Origin of the sequence: Undibacterium hunanense, assembly GCF_014284335.1 — a bacterium.
GTDB lineage: Bacteria > Pseudomonadota > Gammaproteobacteria > Burkholderiales > Burkholderiaceae_D > Undibacterium > Undibacterium hunanense.
On the sequence record NZ_JACOGF010000017.1, the window covers coordinates 1 to 18,189 of the forward strand.

The 18,189-nt window shown below is 49.9% G+C and carries 12 protein-coding genes and 1 pseudogene; 6 read left to right on the top strand and 7 right to left on the bottom strand.

Features of this window, described 5'->3' with window-relative positions:
* Window positions 1-194: pseudogene (locus tag H8L32_RS23925) on the bottom strand (DUF4214 domain-containing protein); the annotation flags it as partial.
* Between the two features lie 466 nt (window positions 195-660).
* Here H8L32_RS23925 and H8L32_RS28230 point away from each other — a divergent pair.
* Window positions 661-3,906: a BTAD domain-containing putative transcriptional regulator gene (locus H8L32_RS28230; protein WP_186950155.1), complete on the top strand. Its 3,246-nt coding sequence runs from the start codon at window positions 661-663 to the stop codon at window positions 3,904-3,906.
* A gap of 43 nt (window positions 3,907-3,949) precedes the next feature.
* Here H8L32_RS28230 and H8L32_RS23935 read toward each other — a convergent pair whose 3' ends face one another.
* The 3 genes from H8L32_RS23935 to H8L32_RS23945 all read right to left on the bottom strand — a co-directional run bounded on the left by H8L32_RS23935 (window position 3,950) and on the right by H8L32_RS23945 (window position 9,292).
* Window positions 3,950-7,999: a sensor histidine kinase gene (locus tag H8L32_RS23935; protein ID WP_186950157.1), complete on the bottom strand. Its 4,050-nt coding sequence runs from the start codon at window positions 7,997-7,999 to the stop codon at window positions 3,950-3,952.
* Window positions 8,000-8,182: 183 nt separating this feature from the next.
* Window positions 8,183-8,650: a response regulator gene (locus H8L32_RS23940; RefSeq protein WP_186950159.1), complete on the bottom strand. Its 468-nt coding sequence runs from the start codon at window positions 8,648-8,650 to the stop codon at window positions 8,183-8,185.
* Window positions 8,651-8,791: 141 nt separating this feature from the next.
* A complete protein-coding gene (locus H8L32_RS23945) occupies window positions 8,792-9,292 on the bottom strand; it encodes a DUF2306 domain-containing protein (protein WP_186950161.1) in 501 nt (166 codons plus the stop codon).
* A gap of 466 nt (window positions 9,293-9,758) precedes the next feature.
* On the opposite strand from H8L32_RS23945, the gene H8L32_RS23950 reads away from it, so the two are divergent.
* Together H8L32_RS23950 and H8L32_RS23955 are read left to right on the top strand one after the other, a co-directional pair.
* Window positions 9,759-10,100, top strand: a complete 342-nt coding sequence (locus H8L32_RS23950; protein ID WP_186950163.1) for a four-helix bundle copper-binding protein — start codon at window positions 9,759-9,761, stop codon at window positions 10,098-10,100.
* 145 nt (window positions 10,101-10,245) lie between these two features.
* Window positions 10,246-11,817: an oleate hydratase gene (locus tag H8L32_RS23955; RefSeq protein WP_186950165.1), complete on the top strand. Its 1,572-nt coding sequence runs from the start codon at window positions 10,246-10,248 to the stop codon at window positions 11,815-11,817.
* A 159-nt stretch (window positions 11,818-11,976) separates the two neighbouring features.
* Here H8L32_RS23955 and H8L32_RS23960 read toward each other — a convergent pair whose 3' ends face one another.
* Both H8L32_RS23960 and H8L32_RS23965 read right to left on the bottom strand, forming a co-directional pair.
* Entirely contained in the window at window positions 11,977-13,512 is a 1,536-nt protein-coding gene (locus tag H8L32_RS23960; RefSeq protein WP_186950166.1) for a sensor histidine kinase, read from the bottom strand.
* Window positions 13,467-14,144 carry a response regulator transcription factor gene (locus tag H8L32_RS23965; protein WP_230412393.1) on the bottom strand — a complete coding sequence of 226 codons (678 nt, stop codon included), beginning with the start codon at window positions 14,142-14,144 and terminating at the stop codon, window positions 13,467-13,469. Before H8L32_RS23965 ends, H8L32_RS23960 begins: the two co-directional genes overlap by 46 nt.
* A gap of 185 nt (window positions 14,145-14,329) precedes the next feature.
* Between H8L32_RS23965 and msrB the strand changes: the two genes are divergently transcribed.
* Genes msrB through msrA form a run of 3 tightly spaced genes read left to right on the top strand, consistent with a single transcriptional unit; the run spans window position 14,330 to window position 17,436 of the window.
* A complete protein-coding gene (gene msrB / locus H8L32_RS23970; RefSeq protein ID WP_186950168.1) occupies window positions 14,330-14,818 on the top strand; it encodes a peptide-methionine (R)-S-oxide reductase MsrB in 489 nt (162 codons plus the stop codon).
* Between the two features lie 18 nt (window positions 14,819-14,836).
* Window positions 14,837-16,705 carry a cytochrome c biogenesis protein DipZ gene (locus tag H8L32_RS23975; RefSeq protein ID WP_186950170.1) on the top strand — a complete coding sequence of 623 codons (1,869 nt, stop codon included), beginning with the start codon at window positions 14,837-14,839 and terminating at the stop codon, window positions 16,703-16,705.
* A 23-nt stretch (window positions 16,706-16,728) separates the two neighbouring features.
* Window positions 16,729-17,436, top strand: coding sequence for a peptide-methionine (S)-S-oxide reductase MsrA (gene msrA / locus H8L32_RS23980; protein ID WP_186950172.1), 708 nt, complete (start codon window positions 16,729-16,731; stop codon window positions 17,434-17,436).
* Window positions 17,437-17,582: 146 nt separating this feature from the next.
* On the opposite strand, the gene H8L32_RS23985 is transcribed toward msrA, so the two are convergent.
* Entirely contained in the window at window positions 17,583-18,107 is a 525-nt protein-coding gene (locus H8L32_RS23985) for a hypothetical protein (RefSeq protein WP_186950174.1), read from the bottom strand.
* Between the last annotated feature and the right edge of the window lie 82 nt (window positions 18,108-18,189).

The following is an 18,189-nucleotide window of genomic DNA, read 5'->3' on the forward strand; positions in this document are numbered from 1 at the left end:
TAGATGGTGTTGACGGTTTGCGCTGTGGTCAGGTTGGCATACGTGTCTGCGTATTCTTTCTGAACGGAGAAGCTTTGCGCGATGTCTTTGAGGGACAGGTTGGACGCTGTCCAGTATGCCAGGCCCAATGGGTCCGCTGGACGATTGAAATAAGCGATGTAAAGCTTTTGGATATCACTAGCTGCATTAGCCATTTAGAACTCCTGTAAATTTTATTTGAATCATTTTGCGCATCAAGCACGCACCAGTTAATTACCGGATCGTATCTTCACAGAGATAATTATCTGGAGTAAGTGTCTACAATCACAACAAGATATGACATTCGTCATTTCGCCTCTGCCTGGCCTGGAAAAATGCTTTTCTGTTCACGAATAAAGCGTGTTAAGCTTGATTCGGTCACTAAAATTGATTTCATCCATGAAAGCTGAAGTTAAGGCAGAGATAAAGACCAAAATGCAGCTATTCTGGTGCTCTGCGATGACGGGGATGAAAAGTTATCGGTACTCTTCATAAAGCCTCATTTATAGAAAATGCTTCCTTTGATGCAATGAGTGCGAAGTGAACGTTACAGCGTTTGAAATCAGTCCCGGATATTTCAATGGCACATAATTATTTGATGGATTAGTCAGCAGGTTCATATAAAACTTAATTCCACCCGTTGTGCCAAAAATCAATAAAACCAACAAGACATCCAAAGCATTAGCCACCACCCACACGGCTAACAAGAAAAGCCTTGGCATCAGCAAATATGCGAAGCTAACCATACCGCGCCTGCATGAAACCATGCAGCGGCCAAGATTATTTTCTTTGCTTGACAGCTTGTTTCAACAACATGCCATCGTTTGGGTAATATCACCACCAGGGGCAGGAAAAACCACACTCGCGGCAAGTTATCTTGCACAAAGTCAGCGCACGCCTATCTGGTATCAGATTGATGAACTGGACAGTGACAGCGGCACCCTGTTTTTCTTTCTTTCAGAAGCAAGCAACTATCTGGCAAAGCCTGTCTCCATCACGCATGAAGATAATTTGAAAGATACAAAAAAATTGGATCGCCTGTATTTTCGCGATTTTTATGCCAATCTCCCACCTGATACCATCATTGTCTTCGACAACATTCAGGAGTTTGACTGGCAAAACGGTATTCACCTGATCGAAAGTGCATTGAGTGAAATACCTGCTGGAATTTCCATACTGGTACTCAGCAGAGAAGCACCTCCGGCAAGATTTTCAAGAATGCAGCTGGATCATAAATTGAGTGTCATCAACTGGAACGAAATCAGCTTGACCCAGGAAGAGGCTTTAAACCTCGCGCGCTTGCACACCACGCACAGCGAGATAGACACACAATGGCTTTCACTGGTCGATGGCTGGGCTGCAGGCATCGTCATGTTGCGTGATCTTGCCAGACAAGCAGATGACAGCCCCCTTCAGCGATTTAATGGCCGGGATGAATTGTTCAGGTACTTTGCGGGTGAAATTTTTGAGCGCATGCCAGCACAGCATCAATTCATTCTATTAAAACTATCGGTCATGGCTGGCATAACCGAGAATGATGCAATCGCATTAAGCGGCGATCAAAACGCACCGTCACTTCTGAAATCGCTTTACTATAAATCTCTCTTTCTGGAAAGACGTGGAACAGAGCCCTACTCTTATCATTTTCATGCCCTGTTCAAAGAATTTTTGCGACACGAATTTAATTCACGGATCAGTCAACAGGACCAGATCGGGCTACGTAATATTGCCGCCAGACTTCATGAAGAAAAAGGGCAAATTGAAGATGCAGTCATCCTGCACCAAAAGAATGCCAATTTTCAGCAGTTGATACAACTCCTGATCAGCAGTGCAGAAGGCATGTTGAAAAATGGTCGTGGCCAGGTTTGGCGTGACTGGATAAGTGCTATTCCACCTGCGGTGATGAATGACGTGCCTGAACTCTGGTACTGGCAAGGAATGTTTCTCAATGACATAGCCCCAAGACAGGCACGCATCTCGCTGATACGGGCTGCCAATGCTTTTCATGGACCGGCACAATTGCACCTGAAGTTATTGTCCATCGCAGCAATTATCGAAGGCTATGATACAGAGGCAAAAAATTATGATGAACTGGGTCCCTGGATCAAGGAGATGCTGGCGGGGCTTGAGGTGCTTGATATCAGCACTACTCAGGCCGAAATTCAGCTTAGACTATATTCGAAATTACTGCTTGCGCTGCTATTGTTTTCGCCGGAATCTACCGATCCACCACACTTGGTCAAACAGGTCATCAGCACACTCAGAGTGGCGACAGAACCTGTAGAGAAATTATCAGCGGGATCCATCTTGCTGCGTGTCATTGAAAGAGGATTTGAAATCACTGCCGGGCAAATAAACTGGTTACTGGCGACCATGCAAGACTGTCTGTCTGCCTTTGCAGCTACTCCATTAAAGCAGGTGAAATGGCTACGTCAAATAATTCGCTGGCATCAGAATGAAGGTAATCTGCATGAGTCATCCCGCTTCCTCGATGAAATAAAAAACATCGTCAACAGCAGCAGTCTTGATCCAATTCTTGCACAACTCATAGAAATTGAATATCTGATCGCCACGGGGGACGTGAAAAATTCACGCCTTTTATTGGATCAGGTACAAACTGCCCTACCTCCCTCACCAGACAAAGAAAATATAGAATTTCAGATTCTGGAAGCAAAATGGAATGCCCTTGATAACCATATATCGCAGGCAATTCTCTGTCTACGCCATGCATTTGAATTAAGCGAAAAATTGAGGGTAAAGAACATAGGGCAATCACACCTGGAAATGTTTCTGGCCGCCTGTCATACGCAACAGGGTGAATTTATCCTGGCCATGGACTGGTGTGAAAAAGCATTAGAGAATGCAAACGGCTATGAACTCTTTATAGCCCAGGAATGCCAGATTTTTATCCAGGCCTATGCACAAATATCAGCCGGCAAGGACCAGATGGCAATCCAGTTACTGAATGATGCACTGACACGTCATCAACAAAGAAAGGCAATTACCCTTTTCCCACTGAACCCCATGCTTGCCGCACGTCTGATCGATTTTGCACTGAAGAAAAATATTCAGCCCGAACATGCAAGAAATATTATAGTCAGACAAAATTTAAGCCCGCCAGATAAGTTTACGTCTTATTGGCCATGGCCTGTCTCTGTACGTATCTTTGGCCAATTTGAGTTATCGATCAACGGAAAAATTCTTGCACATGCAGGTGGTGGTCAGCAAAAACCCTTGTTGCTGTTAAAAATACTGATCTGCGCTGGCAACAAAGGACTTGGCTTGAAATCGGTTGCTTCGCAATTATGGCCAGACTCGGAAACCGCCCGCACCACCTTGAATGTGACTGTACACCGTTTGCGTAAAATTTTAGGTGGCGATGACAGAATACTGATAGCGAACGGAAATATTTCTATTTCTGAATCAAGAACCTGGTCAGACCTGGCGGCCATGTCACATAGCTGCCAGATCATTTCCACTGTCAATCCAGCCACGTCAACAGCAAGTATTGTTCAGCTTGGCAATGCATTGCTGGATTTGTATAGAGGCCCCTTATGCGCTGAAGAAAGCGATAGCTGGCTCATTGCGCATAGAGAACGCTGGAACAATTATTTCGAAGATGCCGTAACACAGTTGGGACAACATCTGGAAAATTCCGGGGAATGGGGTCTGGCATCAACACTATATAGAAAAGTACTGGAAGTTGATGCCCTTGCAGAATCAAGTTACCGTGGCTTGATGCGTTGTGCCCATGCAGAAAATGATATCGTGACTGCCGTCGCCGCTTTCCGCAGATGCCGCGAAACACTGTCTATTCTGGTTGGCCTGCCGCCATCGGCTGAAACAACGTCGCTGGCCATAGAACTGGGTCTGATCATAGCGCCATAATCTGATTAGCACTCACATGCTAAAAACATTTTTTACCGCTCCTCTAGAGACGCGGACGTTCAAATTGCAATGGCAAATACAGCGTAAAACAAGTTCCTTCACCGACAATTGACCTTACATGTATGCTGCCGCCATGTTGTTCGATAATGTCACGGACAATAGTCAATCCCATACCCATACCCTCACCAGCTGTTTTGGTGGTATACAACGGATCAAACAAGCGTTGCTGTGATTCGTGTGACATGCCGATGCCGTTATCTTCAACCTCAACGGCCAATACCTCATTGATGATGGCGGTACGAATAATCAGGCTGCCGGGCTTCAGTTTATGCTGATTTTCAGGACGTGCAAGAATGGCCTGGCAAGCATTAATGAGAAGATTCATGAACACCTGATTTAATCTGGCGGGCCAACACTTCAGGACAGGATTGGCATCCAGCTGGGAAACAATTTCTATGACATCACCATACTGAACGCGCACCAGATTGACCGTTGAAAGCAAACCTTCAGCGATACCCGTTTCTTTCATATCGGCGTCATCCAGGCGGGAAAAGGTACGTAAATTCAATACCAAATCACGTATTTGTCTGGCACCACCCAATATGGTGTCGAGTGACTCGACAGAATAGTTCAAATGTTGCTGGAAAATATTTGCAATCTCGGCATCAGTATCCTCATCCAGTAAATTGGTCAGGAAATCATTGAACTGTATCAAGTGCAGACGCAAGTTCTGGCTGCCTACATAAATGAAGTTGACCGGATTATTGATTTCATGGGACAAGCCGGCAGTCAAGGTACCGATAGAAGCCACCTTTGCCTGGTTGATCATGTGCACCTGGGTTCTGTCCAGTGCTTCTCTGGTCGTATCAAGCTGTTGCGATGCCTCCAGATTTTCTATCGCAATTGCGCCATAGGAGCACAAGGCACGGAAAACCAGCTTCCTGCGTTCATCAAACACCTTGGTTTCAGGAAATTTAATGTGTATGAGTCCAAGCAATTTACTGCCAATAAGCAACGGCGCAATCAGCGCGGAAATTCTTGGATTCAACTGCAAGGCATCATTATCATCACCGTCATCCGTGGCGGGTTTAAGCAGTAGTTCTTTTCTTTCACGCGCCACTTTTGCAAGTTGGGATTCGCTTGAAACAACTGGAATTTTTCTTTCGCCGCTTACCGTCTTTGATCTTGTGGGAAATACCAACTCAAGCTCATCTCCCTCTTTCGTTGCCCGATAAATCAAGATCTCCGGTGCGTCAAGCAAACGGCTGATATGCGTATGCAAAGCTTCATACACCAGTTCGATATTTGGGTCGTGCGTTATTTCAACGCCAATTTCAGAAAGATGACGGAAACTTTCCAATGACAAGCCCAACTCGGTATTTGCCCGGTTCAGCGCAACATTGGTATGAATCAGGTTCTTGTTGATATCCATCAATTCAAGCTGCTTCTGCCTTAACGCTGCGGTACCTTCCTTGACCTTGGTATCAAGAACCATCTGCGCATTACGCAAATAACGGGTCCTTAACTGCACCAGGAAATACAGGATGGCGATAACAAGCAAAACCTGCAAGACGGTGAACCACCATGTCTGTCGCCACGAAGGTAGCACCAGAACCGGTATGTCCAGGGCCGGCTCGGTCCAGATGCCATTGCGATTCGATACGCGCAATTTCAAATGGTAACGCCCGGGTGGCAAATTTGAATAACTGACCAGGCGCCTGGATGCATCGACTTCTATCCAGTCCTTGTCATAATTTTCCAGGAAATAGGCGTACCGGTTATATTCGGGTGCGGAAAAATCAAGAGCAGCGAATTCCAGAGAAAAGTTATTTTCATCAGGACTGATCTTCAATTCCTGCGTGTCCGGTCCAGTAAATCGCAAGCCTGAGAGCTGATTCTTGCCACCAACTTGCAAATTACTAATCGCCAGCGATGCGCGATAATTCCAACTTTGAAATAGTTCAGGTTTCACTATCGTCAGGCCATCCGCGCCACCAAACAACAAATCACCTTCCGCAGTCTTTGCCCCGCTGTTCAACCAATGAATTTGTATGGCGCCACCATCGGCCAGTCTGACTGGCTGGATTTTCAGTGTATCGGGATTGATGACAGCTAATCCCTTGTCCGTACTCACCCAGATTTGCCCCTTTGCATCTTCAAAAATTTTATCCACAATGGCATTGGGCAAACCATCTTTAGTGGTAAGCCGAACCTGATCTGGAAATTTCTCTGTTGAAGATGCGACGCGACTGCGATTGAATAAGATGATGCCATCACCGAGTGTGGAGACCCACAGGCGGCCACGCGTATCGGCATGGACACTGGAAACGTAGGCAGATGAATTCGCCACACTTTTACCGGTGGGCCATATGTGTTCAATTTTCTGCATATGCTTGTCATAGCGATAAAATCCGTGGTGTCTGGTACCTATCCACACGCCTTTGTCAGCATCCTTTTCCAGCAACACGATAATGTCATTGTTTAATGCCTCGGTGCCAGGAACACGCCTGGTCAGTCTGGTGACTGACTGATCAAGATCAAACGTCCACAAGCCGTCAGTGCCGCCCATCCACAGCTGCCTGTCATCTTTCATTAACGCAGTGACTGACTCTGCGGGCTGACGCGGCGCTGTCGAAACCAACTGTATCTTCTTTTCGGAAAGATCCTTTGTATTTACTATGTAAAGGCCTCGTGCTGATGCCAGATATATCTCATTGTCAGACGCCTGCACCATGGCATTAATGGCGACCTTGGGAAGAGAAACAGCGGGATTCTCTTCACTGGACTTGATCCAGGTGATTTTTCCTGTCACCGGACTCACGATGTTTACACCGTTGGTGCGCAAGCCCAGCCAGATCTCACCATTTCTCAGCGGCAACACAGATGTGACATCTGTATCCCTGATTTTAAAGTTGGATGATGCTCCGCCAAATATCGTTTGAATGGCTGTTTGTTGTCCGTTTGTGCGACTGATACCGCGCTGGGTGCCTATCCAGACCGTGCCAGCAGTATCGCGCAAAATGGCCGAAGCAGTGTTATCTGCCAGGCTATATGGCAAATCATCCTTATGTTGCTCGCGACGTGTCGTCATTGTGGCCACATCAACGACCACAATGCCCTGGCCCAAAGTACCAAGCCAGACTTTGCCCGGATTGATTTCCTGGATAAAATTGATATCTTCCTTACTGATCACATGGGGCGTATTACCGGTCTCCTGAACCGCCTTGATCAGCATGGAAGAATAGGCAGTTATGGTTGAGTTTGCCGTTCGCTCTGCCACGAATGCACCCTGACCCAGGGTACCCACCCAGACCTTGCAATCGCTGCCTTTACTTAAACTCAGAATTTTTGGCGCGGCTTTGTCTTTACCGGGCAAAGTAACAGGAATATAGCTGTCCGACTTTTCATCCTTGATAAACAAGCCCTTGCCCGTACCCACCCACAAGACACCCTGACAATCGCGCACCAATGATCTGACTTCGCTGGAAATCAGGCCACGGGTATCCATCCCACTCTTGCTTTCATGTGTGACGGCATCGTCCTTGAATTGCAAATGATCCAGACCGCCCCTGCTGCCTATCCACAAGCCATCCTTGCCATCATCCAGGATGCTTGCAATTGCCGGATGACTGGTTCCAGTCACACCGACAGGGATGCGAATAAAGCGATCAAGCACATCATCATAACGGGCTAAACCGCCACTATTGGTGCCTACCCAAAGTCTGCCGCGGATATCGATATGCAAGCTGAGTATTGCACTGTCGGGAACGCTACTCTCATCATTCGGTATGGGATCAAAGTGGCGAAAGCGATAACCATCCCAGCGGGCAAGGCCACCCTGCGTTCCAATCCAGATAAAACCACGCTTGTCCTGGACAAGCGCAGTAACAAAAGAATGGGGTAAGCCATTGGAGGTGTTAAGGGTTTGGAAAATGCTATCGCCAAGCTCTTGCCAGGGGACAGCATTCGATGTCGGCTCATTTGCGACGGCAGTTGCATTCAGTAGTGCAAATACAAACAAAAGGCCAATACGTCTGGCTATCGGCAACAGCATCAGTATCAGCGCATGGGAAAATGCATTGATTATTTTCACAGAAAAAAGATTCAGATTCCTGGAGTCTGTGAAAAATCTCATTTTCTTCGATTAAGTGCGTGTTCCATCAGGTTTGAAATAAGTGATTTACTGTCGCTAATGCTGTTTGGCCTGATTTCCCGGCATTATCTCAATCGAAGGCCATCGACAGCCATCAATCGACAAACTGATTGATGGCCCACTTTAAATGGCAACAGAAGTTTTGCTCATGACTTCAAACTGCTGAACTGCAAAATTAACCGCATCCAATAGCTGCTGAGAGTCGTATGGCTTGACGATGAATTTACAAATACCACCCAGATTAATCGAATCGATTACAGCATCCACATCAATGTATCCTGATACCATGATGCGGGAAGTCAGCGGTACCAGACGCTTGGCTTCAATGAATAACTCCACTCCGCCCATCCTTGGCATACGGTAGTCGCTGACTATACAAGCCAGCTTGTCCGCCGTGCCGATACTATTGATTATGCCGACTGCTTCCAGCCCATCACGGGCTTCCAATACATGGAAATGATCGCGCAAAACGCTCGCCATGACAGACAGATTCGATTCCTTGTCATCAACGATCAGAACCGAATAGCGAGGTAAAGCAGAATCCAGCCCTGCTTGCAGTTGAGCCAGATTTTTTGTACTAAAAACAGCCATCAAACATCTCGATAGTTAACAATATATCTTGCCTAGACTAAATCATTATCTAGACATAGGCAAGGATAGAAAAATAGTGCCTGGCAACAATAAAAATGCACACCCTGGCCGATAAGCAGGTACGGCACAGACACAATGCATTTAAACACTCTGCAATTCAGGCACAGACACTTTCAGCCTGCGAAGCTGTATTACGACGCCAACCAGAAACAGGATAAAAATCAAACCTGTAGCGACGACCAGGCCCGGTGCGTCTGCATCAGGAAATACAGGATTGCCTGCGGGGAGCCGTGTCGTCGTTTCGGTCACGCCAGGTATCATATGGAAAAAGAAGGTCGTGCTGTAACTGACCGTCTCAACCAGCAGCCATGAACGGCCAAAGAGCTTCGTTTTTCCGGCAGCGACTGCCACACCCAACACGATCAGGGTCAAAATTCCCAATGCATGCGGTTTGCCGAAACCGCCGTGGGCGAAAATACCAAATCCGGTGAGGCAGGTGACGACGGTGGCCCAGATATACACCTGCCCTGTCAGCCCATCTGGCTTGATACGTCCATCACGAACAAAAGCCACAATCCCCGCAATTACGGCGATCAGGCTAATCAGGGTATGAATAAGACCAAGGGTAGACAGTCCGAACATGGTAGTGATCCTTATGGTGAAAATGCGTTATGAGGTCTTCAACAGAGGTCTTCAGCAGCGATTGAAGACAAGGGAGATGTGCAAGCATGACGACATTGCTATACAAACATGTTTTTACCTTATCAGGCAAGCATATTCCGTGTTTTGGCTCATATGTTTGTCTCTCGCGTCTCTTTCCAGTGCCATATTCAGTGCCATATTCAGACCGGCATCGTCACCGGCTTAAACGATAGCCTGCCGGATGAAAGCAATCATATTGAAAATAAGCTGCCATGTACGTCAGCGTACATTCTATTTTTTGAAAACGGCGTATATCTCGAACTCAGCTTATTACTCAGCTTATTACTAAGCTTATTTATGAAATGAATTCTGGATTTCATGCCCATACGCCATGTGGAAAATCTTCAATGCCACGTGTGGGCTTTATTCAACACCCCATCTGCCACGCCTGTACAAGGAGCCCGTCATGAAACTGAAACCACTCAATGAAAAAATGGAGCAATGTCTTGCCACCTGTCTGGCATGTCATCGCATCTGCACGGCAACTGCTGCCCATGTCATGCATGGGGACAGCAATCACAGTGAAGTGCTGCATCTGGTGAGTCTGCTCGATTGCGCCCAGATTTGTCTGGTACATGCCGATTTCATGTCTCGCCGCTCACCACATCATTCCCATCTGGCCAAAGAATGTGCGGAAATCTGCAAGGCCTGCGCCACGCTGTGTGAAGCCCATACTGACTCTGATGGCATGATGGATGAATGTGCCAAAGCCTGTCGTGCCTGTGCGGACAGTTGCACACAGATGTAAGTCACTGGCCCTGGGCATTGCCATGTACTGCCTTTTGAAAACCGGCATTTGTTTGTCATAGAACAAACCCTATAACACGAAAGCACGCCAAGCTGGTAGCAGATCAAAGCATGGCTACATGCATACTCTTACCAACAAGGACATCATGACTACCAATACAAAAGCATATCTGATCGGCGGTGGTATAGGCTCGCTGGCGGCTGCGGCATTTATGATACGAGACGGCAAAGTAAAGGGCGAACATATCACCATTCTTGAGGCAGGCTCTCTGATCGGTGGCAGCCTGGATGGTGCAGGCAATCCCGAACTGGGTTATTCATTGCGTGGTGGTCGCATGTTAACCACCGACAATTATGAATGTACATGGGATTTGTTCAAATCCATCCCTTCATTACACCATCCCGGTAAATCAGTATTTGATGAGACTCTGGAGTTCAATCAACACTACAAGTCCAATTCCAAGGCCAGACTGGTCGACAAGCGTCGCGCCAAAGTGCCCGTAGCGTCAATGGGTTTCTCCATGCATGATCGCATGGAACTACTGAAAATGACCATGACCGAAGAAGCAGAGATGGGCAACAGCGCGATTACCGACTGGCTCTCGCCCTCTTTTTTCGAGACAGAATTCTGGTATATGTGGGCCACCACCTTCGCCTTTCAGCCATGGCACAGTGCGGTCGAATTCAAACGTTATCTGCATCGTTTCATGATGGAATTTTCGCGCATAGAAACGCTGGCAGGCGTCAAACGCACCGTCTACAACCAGTATGATTCACTGGTCTTGCCTTTGCAAACCTGGCTGAAACAGCAAGGCGTACATTTCATCACAAATTGCCAGGTACAGAAACTGACGCATACCGTCAATAATGCGTCACTGATGGTAACCGGCCTGGATTGCCTGCGCGATAGTCGCAAGGAAAGTATCGTCGTCAATGAAGGTGATCTGGTATTCCTGCAAAATGGTTCCATGACTGATGCGTCCAGTCTAGGGTCCATGAGCAGCGCCCCGGAAAAACGCAGCAAGCTCGATAGTTGCGGCTGGCGCCTGTGGGAACAGCTTGCTGCGGACCGGCCAGGCATGGGCAATCCCACTGCATTCAACAGCTGTATAGCCCAATCCTATTGGGAATCTTTCACCGTCACGCTGAAAGACCCTCGCTTCTTCAACCTGATGCAAGAGTTCAGCGGTAATGAAGCCGGCACTGGTGGGCTGGTGACCTTCAAGGATTCAAACTGGCTGATGTCCATCGTACTGGCGCACCAGCCACACTTCATAGACCAGCCGGAAGGCGTTCAGGTGTTCTGGGGTTATGCCTTGTTCCCGGACCGCATCGGCAATTATGTCGCCAAACCCATGAGCGAATGCAATGGTGCGGAAATCTTGCAGGAACTATTGGGACATCTGCGCTTCGATGCCGAAGTATTTGACAACGCCAATTGCATTCCCTGCAGGATGCCTTACATTACCAGCATGTTCATGCCCCGTTCTACCGGAGACCGTCCTTTACCGGTGCCACCCGGCACCAGGAACTTTGCCTTCATCAGTCAGTTTGTTGAAGTACCTGATGATGTCGTCTTCACGGTGGAATATTCCGTCCGCGCAGCCCAAATGGCTGTCTACCAACTGCTTTCAGTGGACCGTCAGGTACCACCTGTCACGGCACATGACAAATCAATAGGGACAAAAATGGAAGCTTTCATCAAGGCATTTAAATAAGCTTGCGCAAACAATTCTGTATTGAAGCGCATACGCTAGCATGAACTTCAGCAAGATTTCTGTGAATCCAGAATGATTGCCTGGATGGTTTGAAACCGGCATACCGGTTTTACAGCCTATACCAGGCTGGATTGGACTATCCAAGCCTACCCTGCCGTGTCAATTCGTATTCACTACCAGCGGCAATTCAAAGCAGAAGCAGGCACCCTTTCCGGGTTCACTCCGCAACGCGATACTACGATGGTGCAGTTGCAGAATGCGATGCACGATCAATAGACCTATACCGCCACGACGCCCTTCTCCACTGAGCGCAAAAGGGCGCTTAAAGAGATTATCCAATAGTTCAGCCGGTATGCCGGGGCCGGTATCGCGGATGCAAAGTTCAACCGTGGTTGTCCGCTTTTCCACAGCCACGGTCACCGTACCGCCCACTGGCGTATGGCGGATCGCATTGTCGATCAGATTGCTCAGTACGCGCTCTATCATTCCCAGGTCCGCCGTTACCATGGCATTGCCAGATAATTCTGCGTCCAGCCTTACCTGGCCAGCCTGGGCTTGCAGTTCAAATTTCTGGAACACGTCCTGTATCAGGTCATTCAACAAAAAATTCTCGGGAAGCGGCTCAACACCACCATGTTCCAGCCGCGCCAGATCAAACAGGGCTTGCGCCAGGCGGCCGACCTTACGGCTCTGCCCCAGTGCAATCGCCAGGTAGCGCTGGCGATCTGCCGCATCCAGTGTGGCATCACGGGCAGCCAGGGTTTCCAGATAGCCGTGTATTGATGTCAGTGGCGTGCGCAGATCATGTGAAATATTCGCGACCACTTCGCGCCTGTCATGATCCATCTGTTTCAGTGTTTGCCATTGCTCGCTGATACGGGCGGCCATCTGTCTGAAGCTGATTTCCAGTACCGCGATTTCGTCACGCTGGTCGGCGGCCTGTACTGTTGGTGGCGGTACCAGCGCTTGTTCTGCCTGGGTGTCAAAGCGGCGCATGGTGTCGGTCAGTTTGTGCAGTGGCCTGGTGATCCAGCGCAACGCAGCCCAGGCAGCAACCAGGGTAAGCAATGCCACCAGTGCCATCGACCACAAGGTAACCCGTAACACGGCATTGATGCCTGCGCTGGCGGCATAACGGTCATGGGCTTCGCCTTGCAAAATTACGTAAATGTAACCCACCTCATGTCCATCGCGTCCATCAAGTCCATCACGCGCCTCACGATGCAGTGCCGCCGCACTGAAAACCTTGCGCCTGCTAACGCTGCGTGGATCATCTCCGGCTATGGGCAACATGCCACCCGCCAGGAATTTGTGCACCGGCGCCAGATCAATATGCTGGCGCTTCAAGTGACCGGGTGGTGCGGCATTGCCGATGATGTTACCGGTTTTATCGAGCAGATATACTTCCACACTGGGGTTGACCGTCATCAATTGATCAAACAGGTGGCGTACCGAATCAGGCCCCAGATCATCACTACCAGTCAATTGGGCATTCACTGCGATGCTATGGGCCAGACCACGCGAGAGACCCTGCACCACCTCCATTTCACGCATGTCGTTAGCGCGTATCTGCAACCATGCCGAGACACCGCAACTGGCCAGCAACAGTACTGAAAATGCCAGCGACAGCCGCTGTGACAGCGTCAGCTTCACGTTATTTCTCCCGCCACGGCATAACGGTAGCCCTTGCCCCATACGGTCAGAATACGGTGTGGTTCAGCAGGATTGGCCTCAATCTTCGCACGCAAACGGTTGATATGGGTATTGACGGTATGTTCATAACCTTCATGTTCATAACCCCATACCTTGTTGAGCAGATCCAGGCGGGAATACACATTGCCAGGGTTACGGACAAAAAAATACAGCAAGTCAAATTCGCGCGGGGTCAGATCCAGTAGCTTGCCGTCGGCCATGGCGACCCGGGTCAACGGCGATAAGGTGACGCCATCCACCGCCACATCGCCTGCTTCGGTGCGGCGGCTTTTATCCATCGCGTCTGCACGCCGCAGCATGGCCTTGACGCGGGCAACCAGTTCCAGTATCGAAAACGGCTTGGCCAGATAATCGTCTGCCCCCAGTTCCAGGCCCAGGATACGATGAACCTCGCTGGAACGGGCGCTGATGATGATGATCGGTGTATAGGTTTCCATCGCCCTTGCCTGACGACAGATTTCTAGCCCGTCTACCCCCGGCAGCATGATGTCCAGGATCAGCGCATCCCAGCGTCCCGTGCGCAATTGTGCCAGCCCCTGTCTGCCGTCGGCGCAATGGGTGACCTGATAACCCTCATCCTTCATATGCAGACGCAGCAGATCGGCGATTGGCATATCGTCTTCCACTATCAATATACGTTTTGGCTGATCCACGGCAATCCCGGTTAGCTGCTTGAATGTTGTCATTGTGCAGGATTTGTGCACAAAAAAGTATCACAAATCGTTTAACTTTACGTGAGGACTTGGAGAGCAGTCCAGGCGCACAATAGGGACCATGACGCATCAACCAAGGAGGCATTATGCAATCCAGACGTAAATTCTTGCTGGCTGGCGGTATGCTGGCTGCAAGCCGGATGTTATTCGCGGCACCGGCAGGCAACACATCGGCTGCCCCGCCGGAAATTCAGCACACAGACGCAGAATGGCGTCGCCTGCTGACCGGCATGCAATATGAAGTCTTGCGCCGTGGAGCCACCGAGCGCGCTTACAGCAGTCCGCTCAATGATGAACACCGCAGTGGCCAGTTCAGCTGCGCTGGTTGCCAGCTACCCTTGTTTTCATCCAGGACCAAATTCAACAGCGGTACCGGTTGGCCCAGCTTTTATGCGCCGCTTGACCGTGCCGTCAACAATATCACCGACACCACTTTTGGCATGCTGCGCACGGAAGTGCGTTGCCGCCGCTGCGGTGGCCATCTCGGCCATGTATTCGATGACGGCCCACGCCCCACGGGTCTGCGCTACTGCATGAATGGCATAGCCATGACCTTTACCCCCGGCAATGCCTGAACGGCGCAGAAAGCAAACATGTTGTTGATACTTATTTCTTATCTTGGTGGCGTACTGACCATACTCAGCCCCTGCATCCTGCCAGTGTTGCCATTTGTCTTTGCCCGCACTGGCCAGCCATTCCGCCGCAGCGGCCTGCCACTGCTGGGTGGCATGGCACTGACCTTTGCTGCGGTGGCCACGCTGGCGGCGGTTGGTGGCAATTGGGTATTACAAACCAATCTGTATGGTCGCTGGCTGGCAATGGCCTTGCTGGCCTTTTTTGGCCTGACATTGCTGCTGCCACAACTGGCCGACAAACTGACCAAGCCACTGGTCGCTGCGGGTGACCGCCTTTCCAGCGCGGCACAGGCAGATGGTGCAGGTGTCGGCTCATCGCTGTTGCTGGGTGTCGCCACCGGTTTGTTATGGGCACCATGCGCTGGCCCTGTACTGGGTCTGTTGCTAACCGGTGCTGCGCTGAACGGTGCCAGTGCTGGTACGTCATTGCTGTTACTGGCCTATGCTGCCGGTGCCGCAAGCTCATTGGCAGTGGCATTGCTGATTGGTGGCAAGGTGTTCGCAGCTATGAAACGCTCACTGGGTGCTGGCGAATGGATACGCCGCGCTTTAGGGGCGGCCATGATAGCCGGCGTCGCCGCCATTGCACTGGGCCTGGACACTGGACTGCTGACCCGCCTGTCCACCGTTGCGACGGCAGGACTGGAACAGCAATTGATAGATCGGTTTTCACCTGGCTTGTCATCTGATTTATCACCTGATTTGTCAGCTAATTTGTCAACCGGCTCAGCACCCACACAGACTTCGCCACAACAAGGTGGTGCCATGATGGCTTCCAATGCGATGATGGCATCAAACACCATGGCCCCATCGAATGCCATGATGTCAGCGCATGGTACCAATACTGCTGACACCCTGGCTGAAGAAGGAGCATTGCCACCGCTGACAGGTGCGACACTATGGCTTAATTCCAAGCCACTGACCGCGCAAGACCTGAAAGGCAAAGTCGTGCTGATCGATTTCTGGACATATTCCTGCATCAACTGCCTGCGCAGCCTGCCCTATGTACAGGCATGGGCCAAAAAATACCATGACCAGGGCCTGGTCGTGATAGGCGTGCATGCGCCAGAATTTGCATTCGAGCGTGATCCGGCCAATGTCAGCAAGGCAGTACGTGATCTTGGTATCAGCTACCCGGTCGCCATCGATAACAGCTATGCAATCTGGCGCGCGTTCGGCAACCGCTACTGGCCTGCGCATTACTTTATCGATGCAACCGGTCGCGTCCGTCACCATCATTTTGGTGAAGGTGATTACGTACAGTCAGAACAGGTGATACAGCAATTGCTGGAAGAAGCTGGTCAAAAAAATGTTGCCAATGATGTAGTCATGGATACCGGCGCTGCCGGCGCGCAAATGGCTGCCGACGACAGCCAGGTGAAATCTTCAGAGACTTATCTTGGCTATGGTCGTGCGCAAAACTTTGCTTCGCCAGGCGGCATACAACAAAACCGGGGCGCCGATTACAGCGTGCCAGCACAATTACCCCTGAATCAATGGGGATTGAACGGTCACTGGAAAGTGCAGGAAGAACATGCAGCACTGGAACAGGGTGCAGGTCGCATCAGCTATCGCTTCCACGCACGTGATCTGCATCTGGTGCTGGGGCCAGGCAAAGACGGCAAGCCTGTACGCTTTCGTGTCACTATAGACGGAGCAGCACCGGCTGACGCACATGGCAGCGATACAGCAGCCGATGGCAGCGGCACAGTGACGTCACAGCGTTTATACCAGTTGGTGCGGCAATCCGGAAAAATCGGTGACCATACCTTCAGTATCGAGTTTCTTGGCCCGGGTGTACAGGCTTACGCCTTTACTTTCGGCTGATTTTTCATTCACGTGGAGTAAACATGAAAACAGCAAATCGATTGACAGCGCTGGTGCTGAGCATAGGCGCTATCGCAACGGCCCTGGCGCTGAACGGCCAGGTTCACGCTGGCGAGGCAGCGGTAATTATTCCAGCACCGGTTGCAGATATACCGGCAGGCAGCACGCATACCGAAACTGCGGTATTTGCGGGTGGCTGCTTCTGGGGTGTACAGGGAGTTTTCCAGCATGTGCGCGGTGTCAGCAATGCAGTTTCCGGCTACGCTGGCGGCAAGGCATCTACTGCGCATTATGAAATAGTCGGTTCAGGTGCTACCGGCCATGCGGAAGCGGTGCAGGTGACGTTCGACCCGACCCAGGTCAGTTACGGCAAACTGCTACAGATATTTTTCTCGGTGGCACATGATCCAACACAACTGAACCGCCAGGGACCAGACAGCGGAACGCAATATCGTTCTGCCGTATTCCCGACGACACCCGTGCAGCGCAGCGTCGCCGAAAAATACATCGCCCAATTGAATGCTTCACACGCCTTCCGGGCATCTCTTGCGACAACCATTGAAGCAGACAGCGGCTTTTATCCCGCCGAAGGCTATCACCAGAATTACCTGACGCTGCACCCCAATGAACCCTATATCGCCATCAACGATATTCCCAAGGTCGACAACCTGAAACGCGTCATGCCAGCAGTGTACAGGGCAGATCCGGTTCTGGTGCGCAGGACTAACTGAACATACTGAATCATGCCGTCAGCCAGACGGCATGATGATGTTTTTTCTGTCGTTTTTTCCGGTTTTATTGACAGAAAACTTATCCACAAAAAATAAGCAGTGTTTGCAAGTACACTGCTTAAACACGACCGGCCCGGTTTCAATAATTACATTTGGCGGTCTTCGGCCTTGAATGTACCTTCCGTGATCATCAGCACGGCCTTGGTTTTCTTGTCCTTCAGTTCAAAAGAAAACTTGCCTTCGATCACCTTGCCACTAACGGTAGTAATTTCCAGCATGTTCTTGCCGTCACGTGCATCGTATTCAGCCACCGGTTCACCAAAGGGCTGCTTGCTTTCGCCTTTGATAAATTTGACTTCACAGCCATTATTACCAAAATCCCTGGCCTGATACTTGACTGGCTTGCCCTCAAAACTCCTGCAGATAATGCTCAGACGGTCCGTCAGGGTCTTTGGTGGCGGGTAAGCAGATGCGCCTTTGGTCGAGGCGATCAGATTAAGTACACCCTTGGTCGGTATCAGATAGGTGATGCCGTCATCATCGCTTTCGAATAACTTGCCATCGATTTTCGCACTAAGCTGCTGCGGTACCTTGGCATGCGCCAGCAATGCCGGTGCCAGGCTACATACAACCAGCGATGCAACTGTAATGACTGAATGGAATAGCTTCATAGGACTCCTTTAACAAGCGGTTAAAACACCTGTGCTTCAATAGCCACCAAGAGTTATCAAGACAATACCATACTCCCCAAAA